General features: G+C 66.3%; 23 protein-coding genes. 19 read left to right on the top strand and 4 right to left on the bottom strand.

All coding sequences use genetic code 11. The features are described from left to right. The first annotated feature begins 62 nt into the window (after window positions 1–62). From ACXAGF_RS01755 to ACXAGF_RS01765, 3 genes are read left to right on the top strand one after another with little or no spacing between them, the layout of a single operon-like run. Window positions 63–2,900: a [protein-PII] uridylyltransferase gene (locus ACXAGF_RS01755; protein WP_475014025.1), complete on the top strand. Its 2,838-nt coding sequence runs from the start codon at window positions 63–65 to the stop codon at window positions 2,898–2,900. Then, window positions 2,897–4,480: a murein biosynthesis integral membrane protein MurJ gene (murJ, locus tag ACXAGF_RS01760; RefSeq protein ID WP_475014027.1), complete on the top strand. Its 1,584-nt coding sequence runs from the start codon at window positions 2,897–2,899 to the stop codon at window positions 4,478–4,480. The genes ACXAGF_RS01755 and murJ overlap by 4 nt, the downstream gene beginning before the upstream one ends. Continuing rightward, window positions 4,477–4,863 carry a VOC family protein gene (locus ACXAGF_RS01765; protein ID WP_475014029.1) on the top strand — a complete coding sequence of 129 codons (387 nt, stop codon included), beginning with the start codon at window positions 4,477–4,479 and terminating at the stop codon, window positions 4,861–4,863. Before murJ ends, ACXAGF_RS01765 begins: the two co-directional genes overlap by 4 nt. 28 nt (window positions 4,864–4,891) lie before the next feature. On the opposite strand, the gene ACXAGF_RS01770 is transcribed toward ACXAGF_RS01765, so the two are convergent. Next, a complete protein-coding gene (locus ACXAGF_RS01770) occupies window positions 4,892–5,377 on the bottom strand; it encodes a YcbK family protein (RefSeq protein WP_475014031.1) in 486 nt (161 codons plus the stop codon). A 290-nt stretch (window positions 5,378–5,667) separates the two neighbouring features. On the opposite strand from ACXAGF_RS01770, the gene trpS reads away from it, so the two are divergent. The 15 genes from trpS (at window position 5,668) to trmB (ending at window position 19,341) form a co-directional block, all read left to right on the top strand. Next, window positions 5,668–6,732 (top strand): tryptophan--tRNA ligase, encoded by a 1,065-nt coding sequence (gene trpS / locus ACXAGF_RS01775; protein ID WP_475014033.1) that lies wholly within the window; start codon window positions 5,668–5,670, stop codon window positions 6,730–6,732. 149 nt (window positions 6,733–6,881) lie between these two features. Continuing rightward, window positions 6,882–7,373: a universal stress protein gene (locus ACXAGF_RS01780; protein ID WP_475014035.1), complete on the top strand. Its 492-nt coding sequence runs from the start codon at window positions 6,882–6,884 to the stop codon at window positions 7,371–7,373. 131 nt (window positions 7,374–7,504) lie between these two features. Next, window positions 7,505–8,074 (top strand): NifU family protein, encoded by a 570-nt coding sequence (locus ACXAGF_RS01785; protein WP_475014037.1) that lies wholly within the window; start codon window positions 7,505–7,507, stop codon window positions 8,072–8,074. Between the two features lie 30 nt (window positions 8,075–8,104). Next, entirely contained in the window at window positions 8,105–8,764 is a 660-nt protein-coding gene (gene tsaB / locus ACXAGF_RS01790; protein ID WP_475014039.1) for a tRNA (adenosine(37)-N6)-threonylcarbamoyltransferase complex dimerization subunit type 1 TsaB, read from the top strand. Between the two features lie 5 nt (window positions 8,765–8,769). Further along, window positions 8,770–9,261, top strand: a complete 492-nt coding sequence (locus ACXAGF_RS01795) for a GNAT family N-acetyltransferase (protein WP_475014042.1) — start codon at window positions 8,770–8,772, stop codon at window positions 9,259–9,261. A gap of 71 nt (window positions 9,262–9,332) precedes the next feature. Continuing rightward, window positions 9,333–9,761 (top strand): Fur family transcriptional regulator, encoded by a 429-nt coding sequence (locus ACXAGF_RS01800; protein ID WP_475014046.1) that lies wholly within the window; start codon window positions 9,333–9,335, stop codon window positions 9,759–9,761. Window positions 9,762–9,798: 37 nt separating this feature from the next. Then, the gene (gene olsA, locus ACXAGF_RS01805) at window positions 9,799–10,587 is read left to right on the top strand and encodes a lyso-ornithine lipid O-acyltransferase (RefSeq protein ID WP_475014048.1); all 789 of its coding nucleotides are present in this window, start codon (window positions 9,799–9,801) and stop codon (window positions 10,585–10,587) included. A gap of 42 nt (window positions 10,588–10,629) precedes the next feature. Then, entirely contained in the window at window positions 10,630–12,030 is a 1,401-nt protein-coding gene (miaB, locus tag ACXAGF_RS01810) for a tRNA (N6-isopentenyl adenosine(37)-C2)-methylthiotransferase MiaB (protein WP_475014050.1), read from the top strand. A 28-nt stretch (window positions 12,031–12,058) separates the two neighbouring features. Further along, on the top strand, window positions 12,059–13,114 hold the full coding sequence (locus tag ACXAGF_RS01815) for a PhoH family protein (RefSeq protein WP_475014051.1): 1,056 nt from the start codon (window positions 12,059–12,061) through the stop codon (window positions 13,112–13,114). Window positions 13,115–13,129: 15 nt separating this feature from the next. Beyond that, a complete protein-coding gene (gene ybeY, locus ACXAGF_RS01820) occupies window positions 13,130–13,633 on the top strand; it encodes an rRNA maturation RNase YbeY (RefSeq protein ID WP_475014053.1) in 504 nt (167 codons plus the stop codon). Window positions 13,634–13,646: 13 nt separating this feature from the next. Continuing rightward, on the top strand, window positions 13,647–14,807 hold the full coding sequence (locus ACXAGF_RS01825) for a hemolysin family protein (protein ID WP_475014055.1): 1,161 nt from the start codon (window positions 13,647–13,649) through the stop codon (window positions 14,805–14,807). Window positions 14,808–14,971: 164 nt separating this feature from the next. Further along, the gene (gene lnt / locus ACXAGF_RS01830; protein ID WP_475014057.1) at window positions 14,972–16,558 is read left to right on the top strand and encodes an apolipoprotein N-acyltransferase; all 1,587 of its coding nucleotides are present in this window, start codon (window positions 14,972–14,974) and stop codon (window positions 16,556–16,558) included. A gap of 150 nt (window positions 16,559–16,708) precedes the next feature. Continuing rightward, window positions 16,709–17,125, top strand: a complete 417-nt coding sequence (locus tag ACXAGF_RS01835) for a helix-turn-helix domain-containing protein (protein WP_475014059.1) — start codon at window positions 16,709–16,711, stop codon at window positions 17,123–17,125. Window positions 17,126–17,296: 171 nt separating this feature from the next. After that, entirely contained in the window at window positions 17,297–18,553 is a 1,257-nt protein-coding gene (metK, locus tag ACXAGF_RS01840; RefSeq protein ID WP_475014061.1) for a methionine adenosyltransferase, read from the top strand. 86 nt (window positions 18,554–18,639) lie between these two features. Then, window positions 18,640–19,341, top strand: a complete 702-nt coding sequence (gene trmB / locus ACXAGF_RS01845; protein WP_475014063.1) for a tRNA (guanosine(46)-N7)-methyltransferase TrmB — start codon at window positions 18,640–18,642, stop codon at window positions 19,339–19,341. A gap of 21 nt (window positions 19,342–19,362) precedes the next feature. Here the strand turns inward: trmB and ACXAGF_RS01850 are convergent, their stop codons facing one another. Both ACXAGF_RS01850 and ACXAGF_RS01855 read right to left on the bottom strand, forming a co-directional pair. Then, on the bottom strand, window positions 19,363–19,620 hold the full coding sequence (locus ACXAGF_RS01850; RefSeq protein WP_475014065.1) for a BQ00720 family protein: 258 nt from the start codon (window positions 19,618–19,620) through the stop codon (window positions 19,363–19,365). A 144-nt stretch (window positions 19,621–19,764) separates the two neighbouring features. Then, the gene (locus ACXAGF_RS01855) at window positions 19,765–20,196 is read right to left on the bottom strand and encodes an Hsp20 family protein (protein WP_475014067.1); all 432 of its coding nucleotides are present in this window, start codon (window positions 20,194–20,196) and stop codon (window positions 19,765–19,767) included. Between the two features lie 179 nt (window positions 20,197–20,375). On the opposite strand from ACXAGF_RS01855, the gene ACXAGF_RS01860 reads away from it, so the two are divergent. After that, window positions 20,376–21,320: a nucleoside hydrolase gene (locus ACXAGF_RS01860; RefSeq protein ID WP_475019189.1), complete on the top strand. Its 945-nt coding sequence runs from the start codon at window positions 20,376–20,378 to the stop codon at window positions 21,318–21,320. A 114-nt stretch (window positions 21,321–21,434) separates the two neighbouring features. Here ACXAGF_RS01860 and ACXAGF_RS01865 read toward each other — a convergent pair whose 3' ends face one another. Next, window positions 21,435–23,762 (bottom strand): methyl-accepting chemotaxis protein, encoded by a 2,328-nt coding sequence (locus tag ACXAGF_RS01865; protein ID WP_475014068.1) that lies wholly within the window; start codon window positions 23,760–23,762, stop codon window positions 21,435–21,437. Window positions 23,763–24,001 lie beyond the last annotated feature (239 nt).

A 24,001-nucleotide genomic window follows, 5' to 3' on the forward strand; every position in this document is an offset into this window, starting at 1 on the left:
GGGCTATAGCCCATCTGCACCGCAGGGTGACGAAGCAAAAGGAAGCAGGCGGCCGGCATTCGATGGACAGCAAGCTAACGGTTCCCGCCCACTCGGGCCTGCTCGATGTCGCAGCACTCAGGGCGCAGTGCGACTTTATCGCCAGCGCGCACGCGGACTATCGCGACCAGATGCGCAACGCCCTGCTCGCGCGGTTGAAGAAGGCGCATGCCGAGGGACGGGAACAGGCCCGCGAGCTGCTGTTCGCCGACGGCAGCGGCCTTGCCTGCGCAGCCAGGTTGTCCTGGCTGCAGGACCAGATCATCGGCGTTCTGCACGATTTCGCCCTGAACCACGTGTTCAACGCGGCGATGGCGCCGGAGGATGCCCGCATCACCGTCACCGCCGTCGGCGGCTACGGCCGAGGGACGCTGGCGCCCGGCTCGGACATCGACCTTCTGTTCCTGCTGCCGCCGCGGCCGCAGCCGTGGAGCGAGCCGGCGATCGAGTTCATGCTCTACATCCTGTGGGACATGGGCTTCAAGGTCGGCCACGCCACCCGCACCCTCGAGGAATGCGTCCGCCTCTCCAGGAACGACATGACCATCCGCACGGCGATCCTCGAGGCGCGCTACCTGTGCGGCGCGCGCCCGCTGTTCGACGAGCTGCGCGCGCGCTTCGAGCGCGAGATCATGCGCGGCACCGGCCCGGAGTTCATCGCCGCCAAGCTCGCCGAGCGCGACGAGCGCCACCGCAAGGCCGGCGACACGCGCTACCTCGTGGAGCCGAACGTCAAGGAAGGCAAGGGCGGCCTGCGCGATCTGCACACGCTGTTCTGGATCGCCAAGTATCACTACCACATCCGCGATCCCGAGGAGCTGGTGAAGCTCGGCGTGCTGTCGCGTCATGAGTTCAAGCTGTTCCAGAAGGCCGACGACTTCCTCTGGGCGGTGCGCTGCCATCTGCATTTTCTGACCGGCAAGGCCGAGGAGCGGCTCTCCTTCGATGTCCAGTCGGAAATCGCCGCCTGCCTCGGCTACCAGCCGCATCCGGGCCTGTCGGCGGTCGAGCGTTTCATGAAGCACTATTTTCTCGTTGCCAAGGACGTCGGCGACCTGACCCGCATCTTCTGCGCCGCGCTGGAGGACCAGCAGGCGAAGGAGGCGCCCGGACTGACGGCGGTGATCGGTCGCTTCACCCGCCGCATCCGCAAGATCCCCGGCACGCTCGACTTCGTCGAGGACAAGGGCCGCATCACCATCGCCTCGCCGGACGTGTTCAAGCGCGATCCCGTCAACCTGATCCGGCTGTTTCACATTGCCGACATCCACGAGCTGGAGTTCCACCCCGACGCGCTGAAGCTGGTGACGCGCTCGCTGCGGCTGGTCAACAGCGCGCTGCGCGAGAACGACGAGGCCAACCGGCTGTTTCTGTCGATCCTCACCTCGCCGCGCGACCCGGCGCTGATCCTGCGACGGATGAACGAGGCCGGCGTGCTCGGTCGCTTCATCCCCGATTTCGGCAAGATCGTCGCGATGATGCAGTTCAACATGTACCACCACTACACGGTGGACGAACATCTGATCCGAGCCGTGGGCGTGCTCGCCGCGATCGACCAGGGGCGCGAGGCGGAGGCGCACCCGCTTGCCGGCCAGATCATGCCCGGCATCGAGGATCGGGTGCCGCTCTACCTGGCCGTGCTCCTGCACGACATCGCCAAGGGCCGGCCTGAAGACCACTCGGTGGCCGGGGCGCGTGTGGCACGCAAGCTCTGCCAGCGCTTCGGCCTGACGCCGAAGCAGACGGACACGGTGGTGTGGCTGGTCGAGGAGCACCTCGCCATGTCGATGGTGGCGCAGACGCGCGACCTCAACGATCGCAAGACCATCCTCGATTTTGCCGACAAGGTGCGCTCGATGGAGCGATTGAAGATGCTGCTGGTGCTGACCGTCTGCGACATTCGCGCGGTCGGACCCGGCGTCTGGAACGGCTGGAAGGGGCAGTTGTTGCGCACGCTCTACTACGAGACCGAACTGGTCCTGTCCGGCGGCTTCTCCGAGGTGTCGCGCAAGGAGCGGGCGAAGTACGCCCGCGAGAAGCTCTTCGAAGCGCTGTCCGACTGGAGTCAGAAGGATCGCAAGACCTATACCAGGCTGCCCTACGACCCGTACATGCTGACGGTGGCGCTGGAAGACCAGGTGCGGCACGCGGCGTTCATCCGCGGCGCCGACAAGGCAGGTCAGGCGTTGGCGACGATGGTGCGCACCGACAGCTTTCATGCCATTACCGAGATCACTGTGCTGTCGCCGGACCATCCCCGTCTTCTGACGGTGATTGCCGGGGCCTGTGCCGCCGCCGGCGCCAACATTGTTGATGCGCAGATCTTCACGACCGCCGACGGCCGGGCGCTCGACACGATCCTGGTCAACCGCGAGTTCCCGAACGACGCCGACGAGATGCGCCGCGCCGCCAGCATCGGCCGGATGATCGAGGACGTGCTGGCCGGCCGCAAGCGGTTGCCGGAGGTGATTGCCACCCGCACGCGCGGGCGCAAGCGGACCAAGACCTTCGTCGTCTCGCCGACGGTGACGATCTCCAATGCGCTGTCAAACAAGTTCACCGTCATCGAGATCGAGTGTCTCGACCGGCCGGGCCTGCTGTCCGAGGTGACGGCGGTGCTGTCGGACCTGTCGCTCGACATTGCCTCGGCGCACATTACCACCTTCGGCGAGAAGGTGATCGACACCTTCTACGTGACCGATCTGCTCGGCCACAAGATCACCAACGAGAACCGGCAGGGCAACATCGTCGCCCGCCTGAAGGCGGTGATGGCCGAAGAGCCTGACGAGGCGCGCGACCGCATGCCCTCGGGCGTGCTGGCGCCGGTGGCCGCCTCCACGATGGCGCGGGTCAAGCAATGAGCCTGGTCAGGAAATTCGCGACCGTCGGCGGCGCGACGCTCGGCAGCCGCGTGTTCGGCTTTGCCCGCGAGACGCTGATGGCGGCCGCGCTCGGGACAGGCCCGATGGCCGACGCCTTCTACGCCGCCTTCCGGTTTCCCAACCTGTTCCGCCGGCTGTTTGCCGAAGGCGCCTTCAACGCCGCCTTCGTGCCGCTGTTTGCCAAGGAGATCGAGGCGGGCGGCATCGAGGGGGCCAAGCGCTTCTCCGAAGAGGTCTTCGGCGTGCTGTTCACGGTGTTGATGATCATCACCCTCGCCATGGAACTGGCGATGCCGTGGCTGGTGGCCTGGGTGATCGCCCCGGGCTTCGTCGGCGATGCCGAGAAATTCGACGTGACGGTGCAGCTCGCCGTCGTCATGTTCCCCTACCTGATGTGCATGTCGTTGACCGCGATGCTGTCGGGCATGCTGAACTCGCTGCACCACTACTTCGCCGCCGCGATCGCACCGGTGTTCCTCAACCTCGTCCTGATCGCCGCGCTCGGCCTTGCTCTCTATACCGGCGCCGCCCCGCTCGACACCGCCTGGTATCTCTCGTGGGGCGTGCTGATTGCCGGCCTCCTGCAGATGGCGGTGCTCTATGCCGGGGTCCGCCATGCCGGCATGCGCATCGGCTTCCGCTTTCCCCGCATCACCCCGAACGTCAGGCGCCTGCTCTGGCTGGCGCTGCCGGCGGCCGTGACCGGCGGCATCACCCAGATCAACCAGATCATCGGCCAGATGATCGCCTCGACCAAGGACGGCGCGATCTCCGTGCTGCAATATGCCGATCGCGTCTACCAGCTGCCGCTCGGCGTGGTCGGCATCGCCGTCGGCGTGGTTCTGTTGCCGGAGCTGGCGCGCGCGCTCAAGGCGGGGCACGAGACTACGGCGGCCGGGCTGCAGAACCGCTCGATGGAGTTCGTGCTGTTTTTGACGCTGCCGGCCGCCGGTGCGCTCTGGGTCATCTCCGACGAGATCGTGCGGGTGCTCTACGAACGTGGCGCGTTCTCGCAGGAGACCACCGCGGTGGTCGCGGGCACGCTCGCGATCTATGGCCTCGGCCTGCCGGGCTTCGTGATGATCAAGGCGCTCAACCCGGGCTTCTTCGCGCGCGAGGACACCCGCACGCCGATGCGCATCACCCTGCTCTCGGTCCTTGTCAACTGCGCGCTTGCCGTCTCGCTGTTTCCCTTCTTCCACGAGCGCGGCATCGCCACGGCCGAGGCGACCTCGGGCTGGCTCACGGCGGTCCTGCTGTTCGTCACGCTCGTCCGCCGCGGCCACTGGACGCTGGAGCGGGCGCTGGGCTGGCGCGTGGTGCGGCTGCTGGTCGCGACCGTGGTCATGGGCGTGGTTCTCCACTTTGCCGCGGACGCGCTGTCCGGCAGGCTCGCGCCGGCAGCGCCGCTGCTGGATCAGGTGGCGGCCCTCGGGGCGCTCGTCGTGCTGGCCATGGTCGTCTACTTCGGCATCGCCTTCCTGATCGGCGGCGCCAGCCTCGACATGATCCGGCGCAACATGCGCCGCAAGGCGGCCGGGCCGGAGGGGGGCGAATGAAGGGCCGGATTGCGCTCGTCACGCTCGTCGTTCCGGACTATGACCAGGCAATCGCCTTCTATTGCGGTGCGTTGCGTTTCGATCTCGTCGCGGACACGCAGTTGCCCGACGGCAAGCGCTGGGTCGTCGTGCGCCCGGGCGGTGACGGCGCCGGCCTCGTGCTCGCCGAGGCCGCAGGCGCCGCGCAAGAGGCGGCGATCGGCAACCAGGCGGGCGGCCGCGTCGGCTTCTTCCTCCACACCGATGACTTCGAACGCGATTTCTGCGCCTTCGTCGCCGCAGGCGTGCGGTTCCTCGAGGCACCGCGGACCGAGGCCTATGGCACCGTCGCCGTATTCGAGGATGTCTTCGGCAACAAGTGGGACCTGTTGCAGCCGGCCTGAACGGGCGGCGGTGCTGCGCCGCGCTCGGTCAGCGCATCGCCACCGCCGCGGTGCTGGACTTCTTCAGCCGTGCCAGTCCGCGTCCGCAGTGGTTCCAGCGGCGCTTTGGGCCGACGTCGACATGCACGAGGCCGTTGCAATAGGTGCCGATGCCGCCGATCCCCGGCGCCGACTTCGCCGCGGCCACGATGCGGCTGGCCGGCACGCCGGGCACGCGGATGTCCGCGGCCATGCACTTGCGGTGATAGGAGCCGCGCCGGCCGTTCGAGCGGAAGCCCGACGTCACCAGCGGCCGGCGGCCGGTCTGCGCGGCGATGTGCGCCAGCACGGCCTGCAGCTGTCCCGGAAAGCAGCGATGCCGCACGCGCGGCGTCTGCGTCGCATAGGCCACGATCGTCCGGCCCTTGTCGTTCTTGAACTTCAGCTCGCGTTCGCTGCCGGCCTGCGCGTCAGTCGAGATCAGAGATGAAAGCGCAAAAAGGCCGGCCAGCATCATGGAACAGGTGCTCCGCATGATACCTCTCCTTGTGTGCCCGCCAGACGTGCCTGGCGGGGTCCCCTGCTACCCCGGAGAGAACTAAAATCCGAAAAAAGGCATTTCTGAGGATAAAAATGCTAATATTAGATACTACTTAAGGAGTAGGGGTAGAGAAGGTCGTCGCCATCGTCGCGTAGCGCGTGCGGGCCGGTCCGCCGTAGCGACCGCCGCCACTTGATTGCGCCCCGGCGGCCGTGCATAAGCGCCGGCACGAACCCGTCGCAGCCACCGCTGCTTGGGCCCTCCACAAGCCTCACGAGGACATCATGACCGCTTTCAAGCCGCTCGTGTTTTCCGGCGTCCAGCCGACGGGCAATCTCCATCTCGGCAACTACCTCGGCGCGATCCGCAAGTTCGTGGCGCTGCAGGAGAACAACGACTGCATCTACTGCGTCGTCGACCTGCATGCGATCACCGCGCAGCTCGTGCATGACGACCTTCCCGGCCAGATCCGCGCCATCGCCGCGGCCTTCATCGCTTCCGGCATCGATCCGGAAAAGCACATCGTTTTCAACCAGTCAGCCGTGCCGCAGCACGCCGAACTGGCGTGGATATTCAACTGCGTCGCCCGCATCGGCTGGATGAACCGGATGACCCAGTTCAAGGACAAGGCCGGCAAGGACCGCGAGAACGCCTCGCTCGGGCTGCTCGCCTATCCGAGCCTGATGGCGGCCGACATTCTCGTCTATCGCGCCACCCACGTGCCGGTCGGTGACGACCAGAAGCAGCACCTGGAACTGGCCCGCGACATCGCCATGAAGTTCAATCTCGACTTCCGCGACAGGATCCGCCGCACCGACACGGGGATCGACATCCTCGTCGGCGACGAGCCGGTGCATGCCTATTTCCCGATGGTGGAGCCGCTGATCGAGGGGCCGGCGCCGCGGGTCATGTCGCTGCGTGACGGCACCAAGAAGATGTCGAAGTCGGACCCCTCCGACCTGTCGCGCATCAACCTGATGGATGATGCCGATACGATCGCGAAAAAGATCCGCAAGGCCAAGACCGACCCGGATGCGCTGCCGAGCGAGATCGCCGGCCTGGCTGGCCGGCCTGAAGCGGACAATCTGGTCGGCATCTACGCCGCGCTCGCCGACACCTCGAAGGAGAAGGTGCTCGCCGAGTTCGGCGGGCAGCAGTTCTCGCTGTTCAAACCGGCCCTTGTCGATCTCGCCGTTCGCGTGCTGGCGCCGATCACCGACGAAATGCGCCGGCTGATGACCGACACCAGCCACATCGACGCCATCCTGCGCAACGGCGGCGAACGCGCCCGGGCGCGGGCCGAGAAAACGATGGCGGAGGTTTCCGACATCATCGGCTTTCTACGCTGACGCCGGTCCGGGGGCGAGGCGCCCGGCGGCCCTCGGCGCATGACCGTCAGGACTGTCGCCGCCGCCAGCGGCCTCTATCGGCACTTGCCAATTCCCATCGCGCGGAATTGGTATAAGCTGCGACGGATTCGAGCGAAAGTGAGAGCAGGATGGTATCTCGACGTCTTTCACGCCTGGACGGCCATCGCCGGAAGTTCCTGGCGATCGTCGACGAAACGCCCGAGTGCCAGCGCGCCACGCACTACGCCGCGGCGCGGGCGAAGAATTCCAACGGCGCTGTCGTGCTGCTGTTTGTGATCCCCTCCGGCGACTTCCGCGAGTGGCTCGGCGTCGAGGAGATCATGCGGGCGGAGGCGCGCGAGGAGGCGGAGGCCGTGCTGGCCAAGGCCGCGCAGTCGCTGCGCGAGACGCTTGGCATCGAGCCGGAGACGGTGATCCGCGAAGGCAGCCCGGCCGAGCAGATCAACGCGCAGATCGAGGAGGACCAGGACATCGCCATTCTCGTGCTGGCGGCTGGCTCGGCGAAGGAAGGGCCGGGGCCGCTGGTCTCGTCGCTTGCCGGTCGCACCGCAGCCTTTCCGATTCCGGTGACGGTCATTCCGGACAGCCTGTCGGACGAGGAGATCGACGCGCTCAGCTGAACGGCGGCGGCAATGGTGTGCCGAAACCATCTCCGGTCCCTTGATGCGGCCGACGGAAAGGCCTATTTTCTTTTTGAATTGTTCTAAACAGTCTGCCGCGGGCCTATGCCTGGCAGCACGGAGTCGAAACGATGTTCATCCAGACCGAATCCACGCCGAACCCGGCGACCCTGAAGTTCCTGCCCGGAAAGGTCGTGCTGGAGGAGGGGACCGCCGAGTTCCGCGATGCCACCGAAGCCGCGGCCGCCTCGCCGCTGGCCGCGCGCCTGTTCGGCGTGCCGGGTGTCACCGGCGTCTTCTTCGGCTACGACTTTATCACCGTGACCAAGGAAAATGCCGACTGGCAGCACCTGAAGCCGGCGATCCTCGGCACGATCATGGAGCATTTCATGTCCGGCCAGCCGGTGCTTGCCGGCGGCGCGCTGGGCGCTGGCGAGAGCGACGAGGGCGAGTTCTACGACGAGGGCGACGAGGCGATCGTTGCCACGATCAAGGAATTGCTCGACACCCGCGTGCGCCCGGCGGTTGCCCAGGACGGCGGCGACATCACCTTCAAGGGCTACCGCGATGGCCGCGTCTATCTCAACATGAAGGGGGCGTGCTCGGGCTGCCCGTCCTCCACCGCCACCCTGAAGCACGGCGTGCAGAACCTGCTGCGCCATTTCGTACCGGAAGTGCAGGAAGTTGAAGCTGTCATGTGAACCGCGGCGCCCGGGGTCCGGGTGCTCCCGATGATGCTGCTGGCGATCGATACTTCCGGCAGCGGCTGCTACGCGGCGATCCATGACAGTGAAGCCGGCCGGACGCTGGGCGTTGCCGGCGAGGAGATCGGCCGCGGCCACGCCGAACGGTTGATGGAGTTCGTCGATCGCGCGCTGGTCAATGCCGGCGCCGAACTGCAGCAGATCGAGCGGATCGCCGTGACGATCGGGCCCGGATCCTTCACCGGCGTCCGGGTCGGTGTCGCCGCCGCGCGCGGCCTGTCGCTGGCGCTCGGCATCCCCGCCGTCGGGGTCTCGACGCTGGCGGCGATTGCCGCCGATCACGCCTTCAGCCATCCCGGAACACCGGTGTTTGTCGCCCTCGACGCCAAGCGGGGTGAGGCCTATTGCCAGCCCTTTGCCGGCGACGGCGCGCCGGCGGGCGCACCGGCCGTGCTTTCGCTCGCGGCGGCCGCAACCGCCGCCGAAGCGGCTGGTGGCGCCGTCATCGGCTCGGCCGCGCCGTTGCTGGCCGGCGGCACGGCGGCCGGCCAGCCCGACCGCATCGCCATCCACGTCGTGGCCCGGCTCGGCGCTCTCGCCGATCCCGCGGCCGCGCGGCCCAAGCCCCTCTATCTCCGCGGCCCGGACGCCAAGCCCCAGGCCGGATTTGCCATCGCGAGGGCCTGATTGCCGTGTCGCTGACCGACTACTTCATCCGCAAGCGTGATTTCGAGATTTTTCCGATTGCGGCAGATGACCGCGGCGTGCTGGCGGCCCTGCACAAGGCCCGTTTCGCTCGCGCCTGGAGCGACGGCGAGTTCCACGCGCTGCTGTCGCAGGAGACGGTGTTCGGCTTCATCGCCCGGCAGGTGAACGCCGCCAGCCATCCGGCCGGCGGCTTCGTGCTGGCGCGCGCCGCCGCCGGCGAGGCGGAGATCCTGACGATCGGCGTTGACGCGCGCTTTGCGCGCGGCGGGCTAGGCTGGCGACTGATGCAGGCCGCGCTGCGGGAGGCGCGCATGCGCGGCGCCGACGAGATCTTCCTGGAAGTGGACGAGGGCAATGTCGCTGCGCTCCGGCTTTACGACAAGCTCGGCTTTGCCAAGGTCGGTGAGCGCAAGGCCTATTATCAGGCGAGCGGCGGGCGCTCCACGGCGCTTGTCATGAGGCGTGATCTTCGCTAGTCCGCTCTTTGACATTGCAGCGGGCCGGCCGGACCGCGGATAGACTGGCATGCGACGGGACCTGGAGCGAGATGGCGGAACTGGAAAAAACGCTGGAGGAGCTTTGCGTCGAACGCGGCATGCGCATGACCGAGCAGCGCCGCGTCATCGCCCGCGTGCTGGAGAGTTCCGCCGACCATCCGGACGTTGAGGAACTCTACCGCCGCTCGGCCGAGGTAGATCCGCGGATCTCGATCTCCACCGTCTACCGCACCGTCAAGCTGTTCGAAGACGCCGGCATCATCGAGCGCCATGATTTCCGCGACGGCCGCTCGCGCTACGAGACGGTTCCCGAGGAGCATCACGACCACCTGATCGACCTCAAGAGCGGCCGGGTGATCGAGTTCCACTCGCCGGAAATCGAGGCGCTGCAGGAACGGATTGCCCGAGAGCACGGCTTCCGGCTCGTCGACCACCGGCTCGAGCTCTACGGCGTGCCGCTGAAGAAGGAGGACGAGTAGGGCGGTCAGCCGAAGCGCCGCCCGCTCGAGGACCTGCTTGATCACCTGGCTCCGCATCGCTTTCGCCCTGTCCTGTCTGGCGCTCGTAACCGCAGCGCTGCTGCCGCTGCAGCTTGTCGCGCTCCACTTCGACCTCGACCTGCGTCGCCGCATCCCGCGGCTGTGGCACCGGGCGGCCTGCCGGCTGATCGGTCTCAACGTGCGCGTCCATGGCGCGCTTGCACCGCGCCGGCCGCTGATGCTGGCGGCTAACCATGCCTCGTGGAAGGACATCCTGGTCCTCGGCTCGATCGCCGACGTCGTCTACATCGCCAAGTCGGAGGTGCGGAGCTGGCCGATCTTCGGCGTCCTTGCGCGCCTTCAGGCCTCGATCTTCGTCGTGCGCGAGGAGAAGCGGAAGACCGGCGAGCAGGTGAGTGAGATCGGGCGGCGGCTCGCCGATGGCGAGGTCGTCGTGCTGTTTCCCGAGGGGACGACGTCGGACGGAAACCGTCTCCTCGAGGTCAAGACCTCGCTCTTCGGCGCAGCGGCGGCCGCGGCGCCCCATGTGCCGGACGGCACGGTCTATATCCAGCCGGTATCGATTGCCTATACCCGCGTGCACGGCATGGCGATGGGGCGTTACCACCGCCCGATCGCGGCCTGGCCGGGCGACATCGAGATGGTGCCGCACCTGCTCGGCATCCTGAAGGAGGGCGCGCTCGATGTCGACGTCGATTTCGGCGAGATGATCGCCTACGGGCCGACCACCAACCGCAAGGTCGCCAGCCGCGAGGTCGGAGCGCGAATCCGGAAAATGCTCGGCGATCGCCTGCGCGGCCGCTGACGGGGCTTCATTTCCCGGGCGTTTTCGACTAAAGACGCGCGCATGACCGACCAGATTTCCGCGCCCTTTGTGGCAGAGCAGCCCGCAGCTGCCGCCGGCAACACCCGCAAGGTGTTCGTCAAGACCTATGGCTGCCAGATGAACGTCTACGACAGCGAGCGCATGACCGACGCGCTGGCCCGGGACGGCTACGCGCCGACGACCACGCTCGAGGATGCCGACCTCGTGTTGCTCAATACCTGTCACATCCGCGAAAAGGCGGCGGAAAAGGTCTATTCCGAGCTGGGCCGGCTGCGCGAGATGAAAAAGGCGCGGGCCAGCAACGGCCGCGAATTCATGATCGGGGTCACGGGCTGCGTCGCGCAGGCGGAGGGCCGCGAGATCCTGCGCCGGGCGCCGGCGGTCGATCTGGTGATCGGCCCCCAGACCTACCATCGCCTGCCCGACGCGCTGGCGCGGGCCAAGCGCGGCGAGCGTGTTGTCGAAACCGACTATGCGATCGAGGACAAGTTCGAACATCTGCCGGCGCCGCAGCGGGCGCAGACGCGCGCACGCGGCGTCACCGCGTTCCTGACGGTGCAGGAGGGCTGCGACAAGTTCTGCACCTTCTGCGTCGTGCCCTATACCCGTGGCGCCGAGGTGTCCCGGCCGCTGGTGCAGATCGTCGCGGAAGCCGAGCGGCTGGTGGAGGCGGGCGTGCGCGAGATCACCCTGCTCGGCCAGAACGTCAATGCCTGGCATGGCCAGGGCGCGGACGGCGTCGAGATTGGCCTTGGGGCGCTGCTTGCCCGGCTTTCGGAGATCGGCGGCCTGGCGCGCATCCGCTACACCACCAGCCACCCGCGCGACATGGACGAGGCGCTGATCGCCGCCCATCGCGACCTGCCGAAGCTGATGCCCTACCTGCACTTGCCGGTGCAGTCGGGCTCCGACCGCATCCTCAAGGCGATGAACCGGCGTCACACGGCGGCCGAATACGTCGCGTTGATCGAGCGCATACGCGCCGTGCAGCCGGATCTCGCCATCTCCGGCGACTTCATTGTCGGCTTTCCCGGCGAGACCGACGAGGATTTCGAGGACACGCTGCGGCTGGTGCGAACGGTCGGCTATGCCCAGGCCTTTTCCTTCAAGTATTCGATCCGGCCGGGTACCCCGGGCGCGGAGATGGACGGACAGGTTGCGGAGGGTGTAAAGTCCGAGCGCCTCGAAAGACTGCAGGCGCTGCTCTTCGAGCAGCAGACGATCTTCGCCGCGGGCTGCGTCGGCAAGGAAATCGATCTCCTGCTGGAGAAGCCGGGACGGATGCCCGGCCAGCTGGTCGGACGGTCGCCTTGGCTGCAGCCCGTTAATGTTGATGCAAATGGTTCCGAAATCGGTGACATTATAAGGGTACGAATCACCGGTGCCGGCCCAAACAGCCTATTCGCAGAGGCGATCGGTTGACGGGCGGACAGCAAGGGAGCCTTGCCGCTTGAACGGACACGAATTGATGACGACATCGCCGCGCCAGTCGAACCCTCCGCCGACAGACGCAAATCACTTCGTGCTCACCTTCGAGAACAACCGATTAGCCAGTGAACTCTTCGGCCAGTTCGACCAGAACCTGAAGCTGCTGGAGCAGCGGCTGCAGGTTGACGCCCGCGCCCGCGGCAACTCGGTGGCCATCTCCGGCGACGTGGTCGCGACCAATCAGGCCCGCCGCGCGCTTGACTATCTCTACGGCAGGCTGCAGAGCGGCGGCTCGGTGGAACTGTCCGACGTCGAGGGCGCGATCCGCATGGCGGTCGCCGCCGACGACCAGTTGTTGCTGCCGACCATGGAGCGCAAGGCGAAACTCACCATGGCGCAGATCTCCACCCGCAAGAAGACGATCGCGGCGCGAAGCCCCACCCAGGACGCCTACATCCGGGCGCTGGAGCGTTCCGAGCTCGTCTTCGGCGTCGGCCCGGCCGGCACCGGCAAGACCTATCTCGCCGTCGCCCACGCCGCGCAGATGTTGGAGCGCGGCCTGGTCGACCGGATCGTGCTGTCGCGCCCCGCGGTGGAGGCGGGTGAGCGGCTGGGCTTCTTGCCCGGCGACATGAAGGAGAAGGTCGACCCCTATCTTCGGCCGCTCTACGACGCGCTCTACGACATGATGCCCGGCGACAAGGTCGAGCGCGCCATCACTGCCGGCGTCATCGAGATCGCGCCGCTCGCCTTCATGCGCGGACGCACGCTGGCCAATGCCGCCGTCATCCTCGACGAGGCCCAGAACACCACTTCGATGCAGATGAAGATGTTTCTCACGCGCCTTGGCGAGAACGGCCGCATGATCGTCACCGGCGATCCCAGCCAGATCGACCTTCCGCGCGGCATGAAGTCGGGCCTGGTCGAGGCGCTGCAGATCCTGCGCGGCGTCGAGGGCGTGTCGGTGGTGCGCTTCAAGGATGTCGACGTCGTGCGCCATCCGATGGTGGCGCGGATCGTCAGGGCCTATGAATCCCAGAGCGCCGTCCAGGACGAAAGCGAGCACATGGACCGCTGAGGCGGTCCAGATTCCATGAGCGAAATCGAGATCCAGATCAGCGTCGAGGACGGGCCGTGGCCCGACGAGCCGGCGCTTCTCGCCGTGAGCGAGCGCGTGATCGCCGCCGCCGTGCGTCACCTTGCCGAGCAGGAGGGGCAGCCTTTTCCGGAAGCGCCGCCGGAGCTGTCGCTGCTGTTCACCGACGACGCATCGATCCGCGCGATCAATGCCGAGTGGCGCGGGCAGGACAAGCCGACCAACGTCCTGTCCTTTCCGGCCTTCCCGCTGGCACCCGGGGGCATGCCCGGGCCGATGCTGGGTGATATCATCTTCGCCTGCGAGACGTTGCAGCGCGAGGCGGCCGGATTGGGGAAGCCCTTCGAGGAGCATCTGACGCATCTTTTGGTGCATGGATTTCTGCATCTCTTCGGCTATGATCACATGGAAACCGACGAAGCCGAAAAAATGGAGGGGCTGGAGACTCGCATTTTGGGTGAGCTTGGCCTATCTGACCCCTACGGGGACGACCCGGTTTGACCAGTTTGGAACAATGAGCGATTTGAAAGCACAGCCGCTTTCGGCTGAGAAGCAAGAGGCCGGCGCCTCGGAGCAGGACGAGGGCGGCAGTACGTCCAGGCCGGAGCCCCAGGCAAGACCGGCAAGATCCTTCTGGGCGCGCGCGGCGCGTCTCTTCCGCAGCCAGGATGCATCGACGCTGCGCCACGACCTGGCCGAGGCGCTGAAGTCGGATCCGTCCGGCGACGCGGCCTTCTCGCCCGAGGAGCGGGCGATGCTTCACAACATCCTGCGCTTTCGCGAGATTCGCGTCGAGGACGTGATGGTGCCGCGCGCCGACATCGAGGCGGTGGACCAGGATGTAACCATCGGCGAACTGATGATGCTGTTCGAGGAATCGGGGCATTCGCGCATGCCCGTCTATTGCGACAGCCTCGACGATCCGCGCGGCATGGTCCACATCCGCGACCTGCTCGGCTACGTCACCAAGCAGGCGCGCAACAAGCGGCGCAACGGCGCGCGGTCGGCGGGTGCCGCTGCGGCGAACGCCGTCGCCGCTGCCGGTGAGAAGCCGACCAAGGCGCCGAAGGCGGGTTTCGATCTTGCCCGCGTCGACCTCGGCAAGACGGTGCTGGAAGCCGGGATCATCCGGCCGGTGCTGTTCGTGCCGCCGTCCATGCTCGCCGCCGACCTGATGGCGCGCATGCAGGCCGCCCGCACGCAGATGGCCCTCGTTATCGACGAATATGGCGGCACGGACGGGCTGGCCTCGCTGGAGGACATCGTCGAAATGGTCGTCGGCAATATCGAGGACGAGCATGACGACGATCAGGCGATGATCACACGCGTGTCCGACGATGTTTTCATCGCCGATGCGCGCGCCGAGCTGGAGGAACTGGCCGAGACGGTCGGGCGCGACTTTGACATCCGCGAGCAACTGGAGGACGCCGACACGCTCGGCGGGCTGATCTTCAACTCGCTCGGCCGTATCCCCGTGCGCGGCGAAGTCGTTCAGGCGTTGACCGGCTTTGAATTCCACGTGCTCGACGCCGATCCGCGCCGCGTCAAGCGGGTCCGCATCACGCGCAAGCGCCCGCCGCAGCGCCGTCGCCATCCGCGTCCGGAGGGCGAAGCCGCCACGCCCGCCCCGGAGCATGTCCTGAGAGAACAGGACAAGGCCGAGGGCAATGCCTGACGCGTGACGTGGTCGGTCTCCGGCCAATTCCCGGCGCGTCGTCCTTCCGGTCGGTCGGCCCATGGTTCGTACGCCGGCTGGCAGGCTGACCGGCGCGCGACAAGCACGGCTTTTTTTGGAAGACTTGCCGTGGTGATTCGGCGCGCAGCGGCAAGAGGGACGGGATGATGCGGCTAGCAGGCAAGGTCATGCTGATGTCCGGATGGCAGCGGGCGCTGGTGGCGTTCCTCGCCGGCCTGTTCGGAACCCTGGCGCTGCAGCCGATCGGCTTCTTCGCTGCGTTGTTCGTGTCCTTCCCGGTGCTGGTGTGGCTGCTCGACGGCGCGAGCGGCGAGGCGGACGCCGGTCCGCTGCGCCGGCTGGCGCCGGCCTTCCGCGTCGGCTGGTGCTTAGGCTTCGGCTATTTCCTCGGTGGCCTGTGGTGGCTCGGCAATGCGCTCCTGGTGCAGGCGGACCTGTTCGCCTGGGCCTTGCCGCTGGCGGTCGTCGGACTGCCCGCCGTGCTGGCGCTTTTCTACGGGCTGGCCGCAGCGACCGCCCGATTGTTCTGGTCGGACGGGCTGGGCCGCATCTTCGCGCTGGCCGCGGCTTTCGGGCTGGCCGAATGGCTGCGCTCCGTGCTGTTCACCGGCTTTCCCTGGAACGCGGTGGGCTATGCGGCGATGCCGGTGCCGCTGATGATGCAGTCCGCGCGCATCGTCGGCATTTCCGGCATGAACGTGCTGGCGGTGTTCGTCTTCGCCGCGCCGGCGCTGTGGTGGACCGGTAGCGGTCGGCGGCTGGGGCTTGCGCTGGCGACATTGCTGTTGGCGCTGCAGGCGGGCTACGGCCTCTACGTGCTGCGGCTTGTCCCTGACCCGGCCGACACCGGCCTGACCGTGCGGCTGGTGCAGCCGGTGGTCGACCAATCCACCAAGCTCGACGATTCCCAGCGTATCGAGGTGTTCGAGAAGCATCTGACCCTGACGGCGGCGCCGCCTTCGGCCGGCAAGCGTGCCGATATCGTCGTCTGGCCCGAGACCTCGATTCCCTTCATCCTGACCGACAGCCCGGACGCGCTGGCAAGGATTGCCGATGTGCTTGCCGACGACCAGGTGCTGCTCGCCGGCGCCGTCAGGACCGAGGATGGCGGCGCCGGCAAGCCGCCGCGCTACTACAACTCGATCTACGCGATCGATGGGCGGGGCCAGATTCTCGGTGCGTCCGACAAGGTTCATCTCGTTCCGTTCGGCGAGTACCTGCCGTTCGCCGACGTTGCCGACATGCTCGGCATCAAGGCCGTCGCCGCCCTCGACGGCGGCTTCTCAGGCGCGCGCGTGCGCGAGGTCCTGACCTTGCCCTCGCAACACTCCTTCTATCCCCTGATCTGCTACGAGGCGATCTTTCCCGGGGAGATCGAACCGGCGGCGCTGGCGACCGATGCGCTGCTCAACGTCACCAACGACGCCTGGTTCGGCGACACGCCGGGGCCGTACCAGCACCTGCATCAGGCCCGGGTGCGTGCGGTCGAGACCGGCCTGCCGCTGTTGCGCGCGGCCAACACCGGCATCTCGGCGGTTGTAGACCCGAAGGGGCGAGTCACATTAGGGCTTCCTTATAATAGGGTTGGATTTTTGGATGCAACTATAGCGGGAAAAACCACTGCGTTTCATGACACCCTGTCACAAAACCTCTGGTTTTGGATATTAGTTGCAATCTTTTTCGGAGTTGCGGCGATTTCTCGCATTGGTTTTATTCGGCCGGCGAATTGACCAAAAACCCCTAAAATTGCATAGTGGCGCTTACCGGCATCAATCCCGTACTATGAAGGTCCGAAAGCAACTTCGGATACAACGTTACGTTAGGTCTCGTGACCGATGCCGACAGATCATGACCCGTTCGCGCGTTAGGACACAATACAGATGGAAAACAAGAAGAAGCCGAACCCGATCGACATTCACGTAGGCAGCCGGATCCGTCTTCGCCGCACCATGCTTGGCATGAGCCAGGAGAAGCTGGGCGAGAACCTGGGGATCACCTTCCAGCAGATCCAGAAATACGAGAAGGGCACGAATCGCGTCGGCGCCAGCCGTCTGCAGAACATTTCCAGCATCCTCAACGTGCCGGTATCGTTCTTCTTCGAGGACGCGCCGGGGGAGAGTTCCGGTGGCCAGACCGGCATGGCCGAGGCGTCCAGTTCGAACTACGTGGTTGACTTCCTTTCCTCGTCGGAGGGGCTGCAGCTCAATCGCGCCTTCGTCAAGATCTCCGACCCCAAAGTCCGCCGCAAGCTCGTGGACCTCGTCAAGGCGCTCGCCGCCGAGGCGGAGGTCGAGTAGCGACCGACTGGAAAATTCGTGCACAAGAGAACGGCTCCGCGGAGCCGTTTTCTTTTTGTCGTCGCGACAGTGAAACAATCGGATATAAAGATATATTTATGTCCTTCTGCGCTTGTTTTTCGCCCCTGAACTGACTAAGACGGGAGCGTCTTCACTGAGGGGAATTCCCGTATGCGCAGCAACTATCTCTTCACCAGCGAGTCCGTGGCCGAAGGGCATCCCGACAAGGTTTGTGACCGTATCTCCGACGAGATCGTCGATCTGGTCTATCGCGAGGCGAACAAGACCAAGTTCGACCCCTGGACCGTCCGCATCGCCTGCGAGACGCTGGCGACCACCAACCGCGTCGTCATTGCCGGCGAGGTCAGGCTGCCGCCGAGCCTGTTGAAGAAGGACAAGGCCGGCAACGACGTGATCAACCCTTCCAAGTTCAAGGCCGCGGCGCGCAAGGCCATCCGCGACATCGGCTACGAGCAGAGCGGTTTTCACTGGAAGAGCGCCAAGATCGACGTGCTGCTGCACGCCCAGTCGGTCGACATCGCCCAGGGCGTCGACAGCGCCTCCGACCAGCAGGGCGACGAGGGCGCCGGCGACCAGGGCATCATGTTCGGCTATGCCTGCCGTGAAACGGCGGAGCTGATGCCGGCGCCGATCTACTATTCGCACCGCATCCTCCAGCTGCTCGCCGACGCGCGCAAGAAGGGCGACGGCGACGTCGCCAAGCTCGGCCCGGACGCCAAGAGCCAGGTCACGGTGAAATATGTCGACGGCAAGCCTGCCGAGGTCACCTCGATCGTGCTGTCGACGCAGCACCTCGACGACAGCTGGGATTCCAAGAAGGTCCGCCAGGTGGTCGAGCCCTATATCCGCGAGGCGCTCGCCGACATCCGGATCGCCGGCGATTGCCGCTGGTACATCAACCCCACCGGCAAGTTCGTGATTGGCGGGCCGGACGGCGACGCCGGTCTGACCGGCCGCAAGATCATCGTCGACACCTATGGCGGCGCGGCCCCGCACGGCGGCGGCGCGTTCTCCGGCAAGGACACGACCAAGGTTGACCGCTCGGCCGCCTATGCGGCGCGCTACCTTGCCAAGAACGTCGTCGCGGCCAGCCTCGCAGACCGCTGCACGATCCAGCTGTCCTACGCCATCGGCGTGGCCCAGCCGCTGTCGATCTATGTCGACCTGCACGGCACCGGCAAGGTGACCGAGGACCAGGTCGAGGCCGCGATCCGCAAGGTGATGGACCTGTCGCCGTCGGGCATCCGCCGCCATCTCGACCTGAACAAGCCGATCTACGCCAAGACCTCGGCCTATGGCCACTTCGGCCGCAAGGCCGGCCGCGACGGCTCGTTCTCGTGGGAGAAGCTGGACCTGGTCAAGCCGCTGAAGGACGCGCTCAAGGCTGAGACGCTCAAGGCCGCCTGATCGGCCTTTACGGACCGCCGAAGAAAACTGTAAAGCGGGTGCCTCCTCGGCGGAGACGCCCGCTTTCATTTGTGAGAGACCAGCCCATGACCGACCAGCCCCATCCGACCCGCGCCACGGAAGCGTTCTTCGGGCGCCGCAAGGGCAAGCCGCTGCGCGATCGGCAGGCAGAGGGCATGGCGACGCTGCTGCCGGCCTTGAGGCTCAACCTCGACGTACCACCGCCGGCGGGCCTTGCGGAGCTGTTTCCGGTCGCGGTGGATCGACTGCGGCTGGAGATCGGCTTTGGCGGCGGCGAACATTTGCTCCACCGCGCGCGCGAGAACCCGAACACGGGCTTCATCGGTATCGAACCGTTCATAAATTCGATGGCGAAGCTTCTGACACGCGTCGACGAGCAGGGGCTGAAGAACATTCGCGTCTACGACGACGATGCGACCCTCGTGCTGGATTGGCTGCCGCCGGCGTCGATCGATCAGGTGGACCTGCTCTATCCCGATCCCTGGCCGAAGCGCAAGCACTGGAAGCGCCGCTTCGTCTCCGCCGTCAATCTCGATCGTTTCGCCCGGGTGCTGAAGCCGGGCGGGCGGTTCTGCTTCGCCTCCGACATCGACACCTATGTCAACTGGACGCTTGTCCATTGCGCGGCGCATCCGGCCTTCGCGTGGGCTGCGAACAACGCCAGCGACTGGCTTGAGCCTTTCGCCGGCTGGCCGGGCACCCGCTACGAGGCGAAGGCCCGGCGTGAGGGCCGCAGTTCGGCCTATCTCACCTTCAGGCGGGCCTGAGCCCGCCTCGGTGCGCCCGGTTCAGTGCAGGCTGACCGTGCGCAGTTCATCCTCGGCCGCCTTGTAGAAGGTGCTCGAGCGGTTGTCGGTCAGGAGGATCGGCGTGCCGTCGGCGCCGAACAGCGCCCACAGGTCGAGGTTCGGATCGATGTCGGGCGCCTCGGGGAAGCAGCGCGAGACTTCGTCGGCACGCATCTTGCGGATGTAGCCGACCTCGCCTGCGCCGAGATGCGCAAGGTCGGCCTTGGTGACTTGGGGGGAGAGGGTCTTCAGTCCCATGTGCTTGCCTCCTGGCAACTTGCCGGATTGACTACCGGCCTACCCGGATGCCCGATGTCGACATGACCGCTCGGTGCGTCCGGCAAAGTCAGACTATCCGTCATGCTCCTCCACGGGCGTCTGCCGCGGGGGGTGACACATGGCCTAGTCTGGTACGGAAATGTTAATTTTCTTTACCAAGCGCTCCGGTTCGGGGCGCACCAGGTCGATCGAGAGGAGACCGTTGCGGAGTTCGGCCCCCAGTACCCGCATCCCGTCGGCAAGGACGAACATGCGTTGGAACTGCCGGGATGCGATTCCGCGGTAGAGGAAGTCGCGCTCCGACGTATCGCCCTGCCGGCCGCGGACGATCAGCTGGTTCTCCTCGGTGGTGACGTCGAGCTCGTCCTCCGAGAAGCCGGCGACGGCGAGCGTGATGCGCAGCCGCTCCTGCTGGTCGGCCGTATCCTCGGCGCGGATCCGTTCGATGTTGTAGGGGGGATAGCCGTCGTTGCCCTTGGCGATCCGTTCGAGGGTTTTCTCCATGGCGTCAAAGCCGAGGAGCAGCGGGCTGGCAAATGGCGTCATCCGGCTCATCTTCGTTAGTCCTTGCTTTCAAGCGACTCGCGCGGGACCCGATTTCCAGCATCCCGGTACAGCCAATATGGGTACGGGCCGGGACGGGTGCAAGACGCTTGCGTCGCGCCGTCCGGCAAATATAGTCCCGCCGTCGCCGGCACACGCGCGACAGCACGAATCGGGAAAGGCGAATGTCCATGGCGGAACCGCGGAAAATCATCATCGACACAGATCCGGGCCAGGACGACGCAGCGGCAATCATGCTCGCGCTCGGCAGTCCCGATGAACTTTCGCTGCTCGGCATCACCGCCGTGGCCGGCAACGTGCCGCTGGCGCTGACGGCCCGCAACGCCCGCATCATCTGTGAACTGTGCGGCCGCACCGACGTAAAGGTCTTCGCCGGCGCCGATGCACCGTTGCGGCGTCCGCTCGTCACCGCCGAGCACGTGCACGGCAAGACCGGCCTCGACGGTCCGGTGCTGGTCGAGCCGACAATGCCGTTGCAGGACGGCCACGCCGTCGACTTCATCATCGAGACGCTGCGCGCCGAGCAGGCCGGAACGGTTACGCTGTGCACGCTCGGCCCGCTGACGAATGTCGCGCTGGCGCTGGAGAAGGCGCCGGACATCGCCGCGCGCGTCGCCGAAATCGTCATGATGGGCGGGGGCTTCTTCGAGGGGGGCAACATCACGCCGGCCGCCGAGTTCAACATCTATGTCGATCCGGAGGCCGCCGATCTTGTCTTCCGCGCCGGCATCCCGATCGTGATGATGCCGCTCGACGTCACCCACAAGGTCCTGACCTTCAAGAGCCGGGTTGCGGCGATCCGGGCGATCGGTTCGCGCCCCGCAATCGCGCTGGTGGAGATGCTGGAATTCTTCGAACGCTTCGACCTCGAAAAGTATGGGGCCGACGGCGGGCCGCTGCACGATCCGACCGTGGTCGCCTATCTGTTGCGACCGGAGCTGTTTGCCGGCCGGCTCTGCAACGTCGCGATCGAGACGTCCTCGCCGCTGACCGCCGGCATGAGCGTCGTCGACTGGTGGCAGGTGACCGGCCGGCCGCACAATGCGAAGGTGATGCGCGACGTCGACGCGCCGGGCTTCTTCGACCTTTTGGTCGAGCGCATCGCGCGCCTCTGAGACCCCTTGCGCCGCCGGGCCACGGCAGGCTGCACCAGGTCGCCCCTCAGTCGAGTCATCAATGAAAAACGGCGCCCGCTGGGGCGCCGTTCGCATGTTCCGGTGCCGTGCGGCTCAGAACTCTTCCCAGTCGTCCTGGGCCAGTGCGGTGTTGCCGGCGACCGCCGGGATGGCGCGCGACGGTACCGCGCGGCGGACCGGGGCGGCCGGCTGTGCGGCGGCCTGTGCCGGACGATGCGGCTGGTGGGCCATGGCCGGCTGGGCCTGGGCCGTGCTGAAGCGGGCGACGAGCGCTTGCAGCGTCTTGGCCTCCTCGTTCAGCGCAACGCTGGCGGCTGTGGTCTCCTCGACCATCGCCGCGTTCTGTTGCGTTACCTGGTCCATCTGGTTGACGGCCGAGTTGATCTCCTTCAGGCCGACCGCCTGCTCGGAAGCCGAGCCGGAGATCTGCCGGATCAGGCCGTTGATCTGAACCACCTGCTCGGCGATCTTTTCCAGCGCATGGCCGGCCTTGCCGACCAGGTCGACACCCTCGCGCACCTGCGTTTCCGAGGCATTGATCAGGTTCTTGATCTCCTTGGCGGCGTTGGCCGAGCGCTGGGCGAGTTCCCGGACCTCCTGGGCGACGACGGCGAAGCCCTTGCCGGCCTCTCCGGCGCGGGCCGCCTCCACGCCCGCATTGAGCGCGAGCAGGTTGGTCTGGAAGGCGATCTCGTCGATCACGCCGATGATGTTGGAGATCTCGCTGGAGGACTTTTCGATGCCCTTCATCGCGGCGATCGCCTTCTGCACGACCTCGCCCGACTTGCCGGCGTCGTCGCTGGCGGCCGAGACCGACTGAGCGGCGGTGCGGGCGTTCTCGGCGCTCGAGTTGACCTGCGAGGTCAGCTCGTCGAGTGCAGCTGCCGTTTCCTCGAGGCTGGCGGCCTGCTGCTCCGTACGGTGCGACAGGTCGGCGGCGCCGTTCGAGATCTCGTTCGTACCGTTGCCGATGTTGGCGACCGAGGCATTGACCGTCTGGATCGTCTCTTCGAGGCTCGACATGGCCGAGTTGAAGTCGGTCTTGAGCTTGGCGTACTCGCCCGGGAAGTCGCCGGCAAGGCGGTAGGAAAGCTCGCCGGACGATAGCCGCGCAAGGCCTTCGGCCAGGCGCGAGACGATATCGCGCTGCAGCGCGCCCGTGGCCTGGCGCTCGGCCTCGGACCGGTTGCGCTCGTCCTCCGTCAGCTGGCGTTGGCTCTCGGCCTCGCCCGCAAGGCGTTCGGTGTCGGCGAGTTGGTGGCGGAAGCCGTCGAGGGCCTTGGCCACCGCGCCGGTCTCGTCGGTGCGGTCCTGGCCCGCAACCGGTTCGCCATAATTGCCCCGGCTGAGGTTGGCGACGTCGGCGACGAGTCCGGCGAGCGGCTTCTGCACGAGCTGGCGGACGGCAAGCCAGAGGCCGGTCAGCACCGCGCCCAGCACGATCAGCCCACCAAGGACCATCATGAAGGTCTGGTCCTTTATGGGGGCGTTGATAACCGAGCGCGGAATGTCGACGACCACGGCCCAGGTGGTGTTCACGTCCGGCAGGGCGACCGGGTAGACGACGCGATCGAACGGCTCAAGACCGTCAAAGGAGAGGTTCGCAATGAAGCCGGGCTTCTGCGTGGACAGGACCTGCTTGACGACGTCGCTGCCGGCGCCCTCGTAGTCCTGCATCAGAAGGTCGGGCTGCGGGGCGACGAGCCACTTGCCCTGCTGAGTGAGGACCATGACGCGCCCGGTGTCGAAGGGGCGGATCTCGGAGACGCGCGCAGCGAGCGAGGAGAGCTTGACGTCCACGCCGCTGACGCCGATAATCTTGCCGCTCGACATCACCGGATAGGCGATCGAAGCCATGGAGACGTTCTCGCCGGTCGTTTCCTCCGTGTAGGGCGGGCTCATCGCCCCCTTTCCGCTCTTTGCGGCCAGCGCGTACCAGCCGCCCTCGTAGTCGGAATCGAACACGGAATAGGTCAGGCCGCTCTTGCCCTTCGTCCAGTAGGGATTGAAGGTGCCATCCTTGCTGCCGCCAAACTCCTTGCTGTCGACATAGTCCGCGGCCTTGCCGTCGAAGGCGTCCTTTTCGGAGGCGAACCAGCTGCCGAAGGCGAAGTCGTTTTTCTCGACATTGACCTTCAGCAGGTCGATGACGTTCTTGCGGTCGAGATAGCCGCCCTCGTGGCCGTTGCCGATGATGCCGGCAGCGGCGCGGGCAGCGCCCGCCAGCTCGCCGATGGAACCGGCGATGTCCTCGGCAATGGCGCGCGCCTCGCTGTTTGCCTCGTTGTGGATCAGCGATTGAACGCGATCTCCGGACTGGGAGATCAGCACGAAATTCGATGCCAGGAGGACGAGCGCGATCGTGCCGCCTGTGACCCCGATCAGCTTTGTCGCAAGCGACTTGGGCTGGAACCTAAACATGAAATCCTCACACAGAAGCGCGCGCCGGCGATGCGGCGACACGACGCAATCGGAAATGGGGGGTGGGCTCCGTCATGGAGAGTAGAAATGCCGACCGGCACTCGAGGGCAGGTCCAGACCCAGAAGGGCCCGTCCATCCAACTTCACCAGATATCGGCAAGACCTTAATAAAATTTGCTACGAAGGCCACCAAATCAAGGGTCGCGGGGGGGGGGGGAGCGGTCGGCAGCCGCGCGCGA

This window comes from Mycoplana sp. ABR4_002, assembly GCF_056159645.1.